The following is a 12,965-nucleotide window of genomic DNA, read 5'->3' on the forward strand; positions in this document are numbered from 1 at the left end:
TTATATTCTCTCGTTTTGGCTTCTTTCAAAGAGTCAAACGGAGTCCCACAGGCAATTTTGAGTTGAAGACCGTGTTGTAGTTGCTGCCGATCTATTTACGTACATTTACGTATGTATATATAATTTCATCTCTGGTTTGGAATGCTCTGCCGGATTGTAGGCAAAGTGGAGGGTGCATGAGCAAAGGATTTTTGGCATTAATTGTGGCTATGGTCTTTGGTTTTTGGGGGTTGATGAATTCAGCATCAGCACAGGCGGACGAGTGGCATATGGCGGGTTCGTACTCAACGGATCAGTTGCGTGGTGCACGCGTTGGGTACCGGGTTACTGATATCCGGCTGTCAATATTGGAGGATTGGACGTGGTTGGGAGGTCCAAAGCTGCATATTGAAGGTGCGTTAAACAATTGGCAAAACTCCAATGACCGTTCAGATAATGTTTTTGCGTTGACGATTAGCCCAGTGTTGGCATGGCAGCTTACCGATGGGCCTCGTCCGCTGTATGTGGAAGCCGGTATTGGCGGCAGTTATCTGGATGGCACGCGCTTGGGCGACCGACGTTTATCCACGCGTTTTCAGTTTGAAGACCGCATTGGGTTAAGTTGGCAGTATTCGGCTTATTCAAATGCACGATTAACGCTGGCATACGTGCACTATTCAAATGCAGACATTGATAGTCCTAATGATGGCCTCGATTTTTTCGGTTTAACTTGGAGTAATACCTTCTAATTGGGAGTTACGTTCTATTAAATTGTAAGGTTGTTTACCGCAAATGGCTTTCGAAGCCCTTTTCACTTTGCACTTCTCACACCACCTTTGGTTTCGGTAAATATTTGCTAAGTGCCGCGTGAACCACATAATCGGTCAAGATATTTGTCGGTCAATAGTTTGAGCTAAAATAATTTTTGGTCAGTACAAACTATTAATGCATAAGGATTATTTTTAGTTTCTTCTTGCATATTCTCAACCTCATGAGAATATTTAATGGCCTTGTTTATCGCATCAATGTCGAGGATAAAATGGCTCCTTTCCCTATTCATAGGGTTAGCGCGCCATTTCCCTCACAGGCATCCCAAGGCGGGTTGATTTATTAAGTACGGCTACTCGCACTAGTCCTCTCCTACCTGCGCGTTGTAGCTTTTGAATCGCCACATCGCGGATTCCACTAATGAGCGCTGGTGGTGAGACGGTGCCATGTGTCAACACCAACTTAAAATGTCCGGACATTTAGAATTGTTGCTGACACATGCTTCCATTGCGCCAACTGCCCTTGCTTCAAAAACTTAACTGCGTCGTTTCTCGGATAGTTGCCACGCTGTCAACACCAGTACCTGACATTGCGGCGCCGGGGTATAGGGTTACTGTCTTCTTACGAGAGATTTCTCGGTAGCATTTTGTGTGTCGTAGGCTCCGTCACTGACAACGTTGCCTACTTTTGCCGCTCCATCTTTTTAGCATGGTTGGAGAACCTCATTGTCCCCAACATTGACTAGCGAGATTTCTTCGCACACTACCTGTTCGCTTTCAACGTTTACGCCAGGTACGGCGCTTTTCCTAGGCGTGTTTGTGGACTTTCCATTCGCCTTCACCAAAACTTTCAGCCCCGTAGCATCAAAAACTACGTGCGTTACAGGACCCGCGGGACGTGGAACTTTATCTTCACCGTTCGGTGGATCATGCTACCACTGAGCGGTAGCTTTCTCTTCTCGCCAGAAAGTTACAGAGCTCCGAGATTTAAAGGCTTTATTGTGTTTAGACCAGTTTTTAACTCGGTATTTGACACTGCCCATTATGGTGTACGGTATCGGTGTTAATGGCCATTGACAATCGGCTTGACTCGACGATCTGATCAACGCGTACCGAGAACGTTCAACTATTTGTTCAACAAGTCCCTCAAAAATACACGTGAAAGCTAAGCTAGGGTGGCTCAATGCCACTCACTCATTAGATTAGATAATATCACAAGCAATTTTTAGAAAAAAAGCACTCAAACCAACCAGACCATAGCTGCAAGAAACATACACTTAGTTCGATAAATCCAACCAACCAAGCACTAGGTATTAGAAATAAGAATTGAATTTAAAAAAGGCAATTCCAACCCTAGAATGCAAATAGCCTTTTAATCAATAAGCAATTCTAATACGAATAAGCCTCGCGATGAATGCGAGGCTCACAAACGACTGGATTTTTACCACTAAATCAGAATTATGGTATACAGCATCGTTTATATTTCTTACCACTGCCGCATGGGCAAGGTTCATTTCTTCCAACTTTTCTACCTTCTATCTGCGGCTGCTTACCAAAGGAAATTTTTCTTACATCTTCTATGTGATGCTCTGGTGAAATAGGCTTTAGATCCGCAACTAACCTATCCATTTCATCTGACTGGCTCCATTTGCCTTCGTGGTATGAAGCAAATCGAAATTTATCTTTAGTTGGGCTAAAACAACATCCAACCCAAGATTCTGCTTTGCATGTGTATTTTCGCTTCTCACAATGTGTAACTAGTCTCTTATAGGCAGTATCATTGTCATCTTCATTACAATGGACAGTTAAACCAGTTTTTTCCTCTAACAAGGGAAGAGATATATCATGGTGATGATGATCTTTTTTAAATTGAGCAATCATCTTTGAAATTGCTTCATTGAGTAGATCGATACTATTACCACTCATAGATAGAAGGTGTAATCCTAGCTTCTGAAGACAATAATCTGCCGAAAACTCAATATCATCGATAATCCTTCCAACATGAGACTTTCTAGGAAATGTGAGAAAACCTTCGGGAGTTTTTGGGCCATCATGACCATCTCTTCTGGCTAACATGGCTAATTCAAGATCTGTGGAAATATCATCGTCAAGCATAACTAGTGTCGGTTCTTCCTCAAAATATAAGTTTTGCTTGATGTAAGTTGAAAGAATTACTAGTTCATGATTAGAAAGGATTGAATCACCATAGTCACTCCGTTTAAGAAGGTAATCGAGAACCCAGAGGGGAGATGGTAGCATTTCCGTAATCATATCTACTAAAAACACATCCATTACATAAGGATGTTTTATTACATTGGTTGTTTGATATTTTAGAAAGTGTCGCGCTTGCGCAGCAAGAGCTGGGAAGTGGTCTGATACGATACAAACAGGAAATATCGTCTTGAAATCTGATTGAATATTAACTTCTTTGCCAGATTCGTCTTTGAAAATATAACCTTCTTTTTGCAACAGTTTGCTACACAAGCCAGCTTGGTCATAAGCGTCTTGAATCGCTTTCTTAAAATCGTCTTCAAGCTGCTGACTATTACCTTTACGAGCTTCAATCGTGAGCTTCTTGGACTTGGCTTGCACTACTATCGCGAAACGACCAAATGTGACTAAAACGTCAATTTCGCCAGCTTTGTCTTTACCATCAAAGATATCGATATTGGTTAAAACGTTCTCTTCGCCAAATACTAATGCTAGGCGTTCAGCGGTAAAATCCTCAGTAAAAGCACCTCTGTGTTTGCTTGCAATAGACTTGTAAGCTTTGTCTTCGTTAAACCAAAAGAATGGGCTTTCATAAAGAGCTTCCCATAAACTGTATGCTTGAAAACTGACGAAGGTGTCTTCACCAATTTTTATTATAGGAAACGCATTCTTATGATTAAAATCATCCACAGATTTAAAGCATTTCATTCCTTCTTCGGGCTTGGCTGATAAAGCTGCGATCACAGCCTCGATAACCTCTTCGCCTAAACCACTTCGTGTTACAACTTCAGAGATAGTAAAAATAAACATAGGTAGGTGGTATGGCAATGGCCAGCTTTTTGCTGAAGAGGCTAACTGATTGGCTTTTTCTAGTTGAATTTGTTCTATAGCAGAAATAACATCAACTGCTTGAGAGATTTTGAACCCTTTGTTTGCCTCAATCCAATCCTCATCAAGAGAATATCTACGCTTGGCTAAATCTCTATATTGATGTTTAAAAACCCCATCCCCTCCGTAAAAAATAGCTTCTCTCATAAAGTGATTTTTATCACTATTTGGGGCTAGTTCTCGCATGAACTCACCAACATTAGGAATACCATCACCATCCTTGGAACCAAATTTTTCGGACAAGGTAGCAAAGTCTAGTGGTGGATAAAAACTATGATGTAATTCATCAAGAAGATGCCAGACATGTTCCGCTCTTTCATTTAATTCATCTAAACTCAATTGCTTATCGCTGAATCCGCTTTTACACGCTAAACCAATGAGTGTTGAAAGCTCAGTTCTGGATAAGCGAGTTCTATCAAACGCCTGTGCGAAGGCTTCAGCGTCCAACTTTTCACCAGAAAAATGAATAAAAGTGTCTTTCCAACAGAAAAAAGCTATAACTTCCCAGAAACCTTCTTGGGCAGCAATTACCTCTAGTTCATCAAAAATTTCTTGCTCAGTTCTCATAGCGTTCCGCGATGTGTGTGGTTACTTATACCCAATTTAACACATACTGAAGCATATCAATTAGAAGAAGGCCTTGTTTTTCATTAGTTATTTTAATCAATAGCCACGGTATTACAGCCATGATACAAATTCGTTTCTGTTCAGATTTGTTTTACGTCACAGTGTTTAAGCCCACTCAGGGATACAAGCGCCGTAGTGTGTTTGACCCAATCAACGATAGGTCTTGAACATGAGTAAGAAAAACGTTGTCTCTTGTGACACTGCTCAGTTGCGGGAATGGAGAAGGTTATTTAACCCATCAAAACCTGATCATAAACAGGTAGGCGCAACGATTGTGTCTTCAACTAAATCGTCGAAAGCTTCTCAAAAGAAAGACGTCGTATTTTCGATTTCATAAGCGTTTGAGTTAAGTGCTTTTTCGTAAGCACTTAACTCCTCACGTCTCACAACTCTCCGAAATCCTCAGCGCATCTTCAATCTCAACACCAAGGTATTCAATAGTACTTTCTAACTTAGCATGTCCAAGAAGTAACTGGATAGCGCGTAAGTTCTTGGTTTTGGCGTAGATCAAAGAAGCCTTGGTGCGACGTAGCGAATGCGTGCCGTATTGAGTTTTATCTAAACCGATATCCGTTACCCATCGGTTAACCATAGTCGTGTAGTAATGGTAAGAGATTGGTTGCCCTTCACGGCGTGGGCTTGGGAACACGTAGTCGGTTGGTGCCAGAGCATTCAGGATTATCCATTGAGATAAGGTTTGCTGAGTCTTAGGCGTGATCTCGAAGTGCACTTCTTGATGGGTTTTCTGTTGCTTCACAATCGCTCGTGACATAACGCAGCCACTGCGGCTGACATCTTGTACTTTCAGGTTCCGTAAGTCACAGGCTCTGAGTTTGCTATCAATGGCGAGGTTAAACAGCGCTAATTCAAATAACCGTTCCTCAAGCTCCAATCGAATGCGGATGCGCCAAATGTCTTCCAATTTGAACGCTTTCTTCTGCCCAACTCTTTTTCCTTTATTCCAAGCAGCCATAATGTGCTCCTTACTTCATAAAAATCACTGTTAAGTAAGGCAGAACTCAAGGAAATTTGCGTAGTTACTGGTATCATAAGGCCAATTTTTCGAACTCAAGAAACCCGTAATGAACGAACAAGAACAACTATTCCTGAAAGAGCTGGAAAGCAAGCTCTGGACAGCCGCAGACAAACTCCGTGCGTCACTCGATGCCTCACAATACAAACATGCGGTGCTTGGCTTAATTTTCGTTAAATACGTGTCTGACGCTTTTATGCTGCGCCAAGAAGAGCTAAAACAAGATTTTGCCACCCCTGACCACGAGTATTTCCTCGACCCAGAAGGTTACACGGCTGAAGAACTTGAGCAAGAAATCGCGATTGAGCTAGAACAGCGCGATTACTACAAAGAGAAAAACGTGTTTTGGTTGCCTACTGAATCTCGTTGGAAGTTCCTGCAAGACAATGGCCCGATGGTCATTGGCGGTGCCGATTTGGTCATTGATGGTAAGACGAAGAAAATCACTTCTGTTGGGCATCTGATTGATAATGCATTGGAAGGGATTGAGCGCGACAACCAGAAACTAAAAGGTGTTCTCAACAAGCACTACGCATCGCTAAAAATTGATCAGGCAAAACTTAATGAGCTGATTAACCTAATCGCGACCATTCCATTCAATCATAAGTCGCTTAATAGCAAAGATATTCTTGGTCATATTTACGAATATTTCTTAGGCCAATTTGCGCTTGCTGAAGGTAAGAAAGGCGGCCAGTTCTACACGCCTGCATCAATTGTTTCGCTGATTGTTGAGATGATTGAGCCGTTTGAAGGCCGTGTGTATGACCCTGCGGTTCGGGCGGTTTCTTCGTGCAATCAGAGAAGTTTATTGAGCGCCGTGCCAACCAAAAAGAGATTGACCCGCTCACGCAAAAACAAAGAATCTCGATTTACGGTCAGGAATACAACTACACCACATGGCAGCTTGCTGCGATGAACATGGCAATCCGTGGCTTGGATTATGATTTTGGTAAGGAGCCAGCTAGTACCTATACCAACGACCAACACCCTGACTTACGAGCTGACTTCATCATGGCTAACCCACCTTTCAACATGAAAGAGTGGAATACAGGTGTCGATGAGAATGATCCGCGCTGGGTATATGGCACACCTCCTTCAGGTAACGCTAACTTTGCTTGGATGCAGCATATGCTTTACCACCTTGCACCTGATGGTTCTCAAGCGTTGTTACTTGCCAATGGTTCGATGAGTTCAACTACTAACAACGAAGGTGAAATTCGTGCGGCCTTAGTCGAGAACGATTTGGTCGAGTGTATGGTTGCGCTTCCGGGACAACTGTTTACCAACACCCAAATCCCTGCTTGTATCTGGTTCTTAACCAAAAACAAAAAGGCTCGTACTGATAAATCAGGTCGTAAGCTGCGTGATCGCAAAGGCGAAGTGCTGTTTATTGATGCGCGTAACCTTGGTTACATGAAAGACCGTGTGCTTCGAGACTTTACCCAAGATGATATCCAGAAAGTCGCTGACCTTTACCATGCATGGAAAACGGGTGCGGAAATAAATGGTGTCGCTTACGAAGACCAAGCAGGCTTCTGTAAATCAGCAACGTTAGAAGAGATTAAGAAACACGATTTTGTGCTCACTCCGGGGCGTTATGTTGGCGCGGCTGAAGAGTTAGATGACGGAGTTCCATTTGGCGAAAAGATGGCAACGTTAACGGAAAAACTGAGTGAACAATTTACTGAGTCAGCCAAGTTAGAAGCCGAAATCAAAAAGAACTTGGCGGGGTTAGGTTATGAGCTTTGAGATCAAAACTCTTGGTGAGGTCTGTTCTGTTGGTGATGGGGCTCATAGTAAAGTCCAAAGAGTGGAATCGGGCATCCCTTACCTCACATCTAAAAATATTGGTGAAGGTATACTTAAATTAGACAAGTTAGATTTTATTTCTGAAGAGTCATTTGAAAAACTCTTTTCTAAAGAGAGTAAGGCCACTCGTCGCCCTCAAGCTGGTGATGTACTTTTTGGCATAATCGGCTCTTTTGGAAATACGTATCGCTACAAAGAGTCAGACCATTTTGGTTTTTCAAGCTCGATTGGAATATTAAGACCTGATCCCAAGCAGCTTGATTCTGAATATCTATATTATGTCGTGAGTAGCAAAAAGTTTAGGGATAATCATGCTAATCACAATGCGGGCTCAGTTCAGGGATACACAAATATTCCGACTGTTAAAGGATTGCATATTCCAGTTCCTAGTTTGAACGTCCAACGTAAAATATCTCAGATACTCAGTTCGTTAGATTATAAAATCCAGTTAAACACTCAAACCAACCAAACCCTAGAAGAAATGGCGCAGGCCATCTTCAAATCATGGTTTGTCGATTTCGACCCCGTAAAAGCTAAGATGAACGGCGAACAACCGGAGGGGATGGATGAAGCTACTGCCTCGCTATTCCCCGATAAGCTAGATAGCGAAACCGGAATTCCCAACGGTTGGACTCAAGGTTCAATCGCCGATATCGCCAAACTTAATGCTAAGTCTTGGACAAAGAAAAATTCTCCAGAGCAAGTGCATTACGTTGATTTGGCGAATACGAAAAATGGCGTGATTGAGTCAGTTACTACCTACGATTTTGAAGAATCACCATCGCGAGCTAGACGAATTTTAAATAGTGGCGACACAATTGTCGGCACCGTTCGCCCCGGAAATAGATCTTATGCATTCATCGGTGATACAGAAAAACCACTTACAGGTAGTACAGGTTTCGCTGTTTTATCTCCTAAAAAGTCTTATTGGACGTCGTTTGTTTATTTGGCAACCACAAACGATGATTCTATCGATGAGTATGCTCGTCTTGCTGACGGAGGTGCTTATCCTGCAATCAAACCAGCGGTAGTTGCAGATACTCAATGTGCTATTCCAACCGAAGACATTGCGAAGAAGTTTTGGGAACTTACAGGGCCAATGCTGAGAAAAGCACACCAGAATCGGCTTCAAAATGAAGACTTGGCAGCACTACGTGACACACTGCTTCCTAAATTGCTTTCCGGAGATGTTAAATTAAGCGACCCCAAAGTTAAAGTTGGAGAGATTGGCTAAGAGTTATGAGCAATTTTAATTTTCTAACCGACATTAACCCTGAACTCGCTCAATTTGGTAAAAGTGCAGAACTGTATTGCCACGACGATAAGCAGGTAGTATTAGTGAAACTTAGGTGTTTTACCGAATTGATTGTTGGGGATATTTATTCACGTTTATCGCTAACACCACCTGATCGTGATGACTTATATAATCGTCTGCGCAGCTACGAATTTAAAGATGTAGTCAGTGATAAGAGAATATGGGCTAAATTAGATGTATTGCGGCATAAAGGCAACAAAGCTGCACACTCTAACAATGGTTCAGACGACATTTCCCTTAATGAAACACTCTGGTTAATTAAAGAAGCTTACCTAGTAGCACGTTGGTATGCTCAAGTGATTCTCAATCAGCCTATCACTCCTCCAGAGTTTGTTGATCCGGCAAAACCTATTGATCATACACTTCGCTTAGAAGCCGAGTTAGAGCGACAGCGTCAAGAACTTCATAAACGAGAAGCTGAATTAAAGATCCAACTTACTGAAAGTCAGGATAAATATCAACAGCGTACTAATGAGTTAATTGCTCAACTAGACGAAAGAAATGACATACTTTCCAATGTCAAAAAAGAACAAGCCCTACTACAGATCGAGCTTGAACAGAAACAAAGGGAGCTAGTCGCATCACAGCAAGCTTTCTTTAGTTACAGCGTGCGTGAAGAGTTCAAACAAGCGAGTATTTCATCTGCTTCAAGCTTTGATCTTGACATGGAGGAGACCCGCCGAAATATTGATATATTTGATTGCTTTGAGGGCGTAAGTTTAACTAAAGGTCAAAACCAAATAGTTAAGCAAATTAATGAGTTTCTTACCGATACCAAACAAAACGTATTTTTACTTAATGGTTACGCAGGTACAGGTAAGACATTCATAACTAAAGGAATTACTCAGTACCTAGAAAAAATTGGTCGTGAATTCACTATTATGGCCCCCACGGGGAAAGCTGCAAAAGTTATATCAGACAAAACAATGCAACCTGCCAGTACTATTCACCGCGTTATATACAATTACGATAACGTGAAAGAGTACAAAGTTGACGGTGTTGAAGGGTCTGAGACTTATCGATGTTATGCTGACCATAAAGTCAACGTAGATACAGCGGAAGCTGTTTATATAATTGATGAAGCATCAATGGTTTCTGATAGATACTCCGATAGTGAGTTTTTTCGTTTTGGAAGCGGATATTTATTAAAAGACTTGCTCAAGTACATAAATATTGACCACAACGATCATAATAAGAAGGTTATTTTTATTGGTGATAATGCACAGTTGCCACCTGTAGGTATGAATACCTCACCTGCGCTAGATGCCAGTTACCTTGAAGAAAACTATCAAGTCGCTGTGGCTTCAGGGTATTTAACTGAAGTCGTTCGTCAAAAAGGCGATAGTGGTGTTTTGAGCAATGCAGCCATCTTACGCGATGGCCTAGAACAAAATATCTTCAATAAACTTCAATTCGAAGTAAATAACAACGATGTGTTTAAGTTATCCTCGGATAATCTTCTTAATACTTATCTCGATTCATGCGATAGAAAAGTCAGTCGTACGGGTGAAAGTATTATTATCGCTTCTTCAAACCGACAGGTAGCGGAGTATAACCGTTTAGTTCGCGAGCACTTCTTTACAGGGCAGCAACAAATGGTCGCCGGAGATAAAGTCATTTCTGTGGCAAACCATTATCGGGCAGACGCATGCATTACCAATGGTGAATTTGGCATGATCAAGGAAGTATTATCTCCTCATGCTGAGTCAATTAGTGTTGTCATTAGCGTCAAAGGTGATACTGGTGAAATGGTCAAACGAAAAGTAGACCTGAGTTTTAGGGATGTCGTGTTAGGTTTTCGCGATGACTATGGTCATCCATTCTACTTTGAAGCAAAAGTTATTGAAAACCTGCTTTACAATGATCAACCTGCTTTATCGTCAGATGAGCATAAAGCACTCTATGTTCACTTTTTAAATCGACACCCAGAACTCAGACGTAAAGGTAATGAACAAAAGCTTAGAATCGCATTATTGCAAGACCCTTATTTCAATGCTTTTAAAATTAAGTTTGGTTATTCCATTACTGGACACAAAGCACAGGGTAGCGAATGGAAAACGGTTTTTTTACAGTGTCAAACACACCAAAAAGCCTTAACTAAAGATTACTTCCGCTGGTTATACACTGCTATAACGAGAACTTCTGACACCCTGTATGTAATGAATCCACCTCAAATAGGTCTATTAGATGACCCAGAATTAGTGGGTGTATATAAACCCAAAGTAGTAGTCTCTGACACTTCTGTTTCGCAAGGTGTCGGAGTTGTACAATCAAACAAGGAAGCAACGAACCCAGTAACCCAAGTGAAGTTTGATTTGCAGACTGACATCCTTCAACTTAGGAAGTTATACCAACTGGTCATTGCGTGTATTGAAGGTACAGGAATCACTATAGCTGACGTCCTTCACTATAATTATCAAGAGCGTTACATCTTGCAGCGAGGAAACGAGCAGGCTTCGATAAGTTTTAGCTACAAGGGTAACTGGAAAGTGTCTGGCGTAAAGAGCACTAATCAAGGTGGGTTTAGTGTTGAACTCATGTCTTTGCTTGGTCAATTGGAGGGGAGTTTACTTGATGTCCCTGAGCCGACGAAAGGTACTCAGTTCCATTTTTCAGAGCCATTCTTAGAAGAGTTTTATCTAAATGTATTAGAAAAAATCAAGAATACTGGGGTTGATGTAAGCAAAATTGAATCTCGTTCATTTTGTGAACGATATGCTTTTGTGAAAGGCAATGAGTTGGCGGTGATTGAGTTTTGGTACAATAAGTCTAGCCAATTTGGCAAAGTCCAACCTATGCCTCAGCTTGGTAATTCCACTAGACTCATTGACGAAATCCTATGTCAAATAGGTGTGCTTCTATGAATGATCCAGCTAATCGTACAGTAAATAATTTGAGAAAGAGCGGAGACCTGCAAGGTGCTTGGAAGTTTGGTTTTGATGCGTTGCAGGCAGCTCCCCAAGATACTTACTTGAAAGGTGCTTTATTTTGGGTGTGTTATGAGTTTCTCAAGATCCAGCTTGAAAATCTAAATAAGCGAGCAAGTTCTTCAAACAACTACCGTCCTACTGATTTTGAATTTGAGCAAATAGAGAATTTGCTGCAAACCATAGTAAATTTAGATATTGCTACTGGCGGCCTAGAGTACAAAATGCTGCTAGTTCAGTTTAAGAAGAGTTTGGAATGGTTTCCAACCTTGATTCACCTTGTGCTTCGACATCAAACTGTACTGTTTGATGATGAGGATAAAACACCTTTTCAAGCTGAAAAAGGTGAAGTGCCAAGTTTGATGCTCTCAACAGCACGTCGAGTGGCGAGTGCATGGCTTAGAGCACGAGAGTATTGGCATTTAGATCTTAACCAAGTGATGGCATTTATTAACCAAACACGCGATCAAGCCTCTGACACTAAACATATGATGTGGCTTGATTACGACCAAGCGAAGTGCCTTGTCGTTGCGGGCCAATATGATCAGGCTCGCGAACTCATTCTACCCATTTTAAGAAAGAAGCAAAAAGAGTCATGGGCTTGGGGAGCGTTGGCCGCTACTTATTCAAAACAAGATAAGCGTTTAGCAATGAAGTTTTTTGCTAGGGGAATATTATCTGCACATGACGTTACTTTTAGTTTGCGCTTATTACAGGGAATTATTCCTTTATTGCTTGCAAATCAACAGCAAGCTGAGGCTTCAATGTGCCTAAAAACGGCTATTGCAGTTTATCAAACCCATGGGTGGAAGCTAAAGCAAGAGCTAGAACAGCTATCTATGCAGTCTTGGTATGATTCTGGTGTCGATGAAAAGCAACTGAGTCCTTTTTTAAACTCTATTTCTCACGACGCTTTAAATTACTTGCATGGACCGATGGAGAAAGTTGTTGCTATCGTAGAAAATATCCATAAATCCGGTAAAGGCTTTCAAGTATTCGTGAATAAGTCGACATCACTATCAGTTCGCATGGGGGTTCATAAAGGTAAGCAGAAACCTCAGGCTGGTGACTATGTTGAGCTATCTGTAGCGAGTGTTGATGGAAACAAAGAAGTAGTGGCTTCCTCATCATCCAAGCAAATAGAAATGATTGATGTTTCGTATGTAGAGGGTACGCTTCGAATAGCCCCTAAAGGTTTCGGATTTGTTGAGGATACTTTTGTTCCTCCCTTTGTTATTGGTAATGTAAAAAATGAATCGAAAGTAAGAGCACTTCGTATCATGAGTTGGGACAAATCTAAAGGTCGCCACAACTGGAAAGCTATTAAGTTAACGGAACTAAATTTTAATGAATGATAAGTCGCTTTCCGGCGAAATCGAGTTAGGAACAAGCGAAGAATTGGTTGAGGC

At 41.5% G+C, this 12,965-nt stretch carries 6 protein-coding genes and 1 pseudogene; 5 read left to right on the forward strand and 2 right to left on the reverse strand.

The window, feature by feature from the left end:
• The first annotated feature begins 176 nt into the window (after window positions 1-176).
• Window positions 177-728: an acyloxyacyl hydrolase gene (locus FJD32_RS22580; protein WP_007103156.1), complete on the forward strand. Its 552-nt coding sequence runs from the start codon at window positions 177-179 to the stop codon at window positions 726-728.
• Between the two features lie 1,476 nt (window positions 729-2,204).
• Here FJD32_RS22580 and FJD32_RS22585 read toward each other — a convergent pair.
• The gene (locus FJD32_RS22585) at window positions 2,205-4,412 is read right to left on the reverse strand and encodes an SEC-C metal-binding domain-containing protein (protein WP_140906980.1); all 2,208 of its coding nucleotides are present in this window, start codon (window positions 4,410-4,412) and stop codon (window positions 2,205-2,207) included.
• Between the two features lie 436 nt (window positions 4,413-4,848).
• Window positions 4,849-5,445 (reverse strand): tyrosine-type recombinase/integrase, encoded by a 597-nt coding sequence (locus FJD32_RS22590; RefSeq protein WP_140906979.1) that lies wholly within the window; start codon window positions 5,443-5,445, stop codon window positions 4,849-4,851.
• Between the two features lie 109 nt (window positions 5,446-5,554).
• On the opposite strand from FJD32_RS22590, the pseudogene FJD32_RS22595 reads away from it, so the two are divergent.
• The 4 genes and pseudogenes from FJD32_RS22595 to FJD32_RS22610 all read left to right on the forward strand — a co-directional run bounded on the left by FJD32_RS22595 (window position 5,555) and on the right by FJD32_RS22610 (window position 12,911).
• Window positions 5,555-7,254, forward strand: a pseudogene (locus FJD32_RS22595) (class I SAM-dependent DNA methyltransferase).
• Window positions 7,244-8,548 carry a restriction endonuclease subunit S gene (locus FJD32_RS22600; RefSeq protein WP_140906978.1) on the forward strand — a complete coding sequence of 435 codons (1,305 nt, stop codon included), beginning with the start codon at window positions 7,244-7,246 and terminating at the stop codon, window positions 8,546-8,548. The pseudogene FJD32_RS22595 and the gene FJD32_RS22600 overlap by 11 nt, the downstream one beginning before the upstream one ends.
• A 5-nt stretch (window positions 8,549-8,553) precedes the next feature.
• Entirely contained in the window at window positions 8,554-11,493 is a 2,940-nt protein-coding gene (locus tag FJD32_RS22605) for an AAA family ATPase (protein WP_140906977.1), read from the forward strand.
• Window positions 11,490-12,911, forward strand: coding sequence for a tetratricopeptide repeat protein (locus tag FJD32_RS22610; protein WP_140906976.1), 1,422 nt, complete (start codon window positions 11,490-11,492; stop codon window positions 12,909-12,911). Before FJD32_RS22605 ends, FJD32_RS22610 begins: the two co-directional genes overlap by 4 nt.
• The last annotated feature ends 54 nt before the right edge of the window (window positions 12,912-12,965 follow it).

Source organism: Shewanella sp. LC6 (assembly GCF_006385735.2).
Lineage (GTDB): Bacteria > Pseudomonadota > Gammaproteobacteria > Enterobacterales > Shewanellaceae > Shewanella > Shewanella xiamenensis.

Bases quoted from the DNA above. Each gene is read 5' to 3' on its own strand.
- FJD32_RS22585 (WP_140906980.1), bottom strand. From the start codon at position 4,412: ATGAGAACTGAGCAAGAAATTTTTGATGAACTAGAGGTAATTGCTGCC.
- FJD32_RS22605 (WP_140906977.1), top strand. From the start codon at position 8,554: ATGAGCAATTTTAATTTTCTAACCGACATTAACCCTGAACTCGCTCAA.
- FJD32_RS22590 (WP_140906979.1), bottom strand. From the start codon at position 5,445: ATGGCTGCTTGGAATAAAGGAAAAAGAGTTGGGCAGAAGAAAGCGTTC.
- FJD32_RS22610 (WP_140906976.1), top strand. From the start codon at position 11,490: ATGAATGATCCAGCTAATCGTACAGTAAATAATTTGAGAAAGAGCGGA.
- FJD32_RS22580 (WP_007103156.1), top strand. From the start codon at position 177: ATGAGCAAAGGATTTTTGGCATTAATTGTGGCTATGGTCTTTGGTTTT.
- FJD32_RS22600 (WP_140906978.1), top strand. From the start codon at position 7,244: ATGAGCTTTGAGATCAAAACTCTTGGTGAGGTCTGTTCTGTTGGTGAT.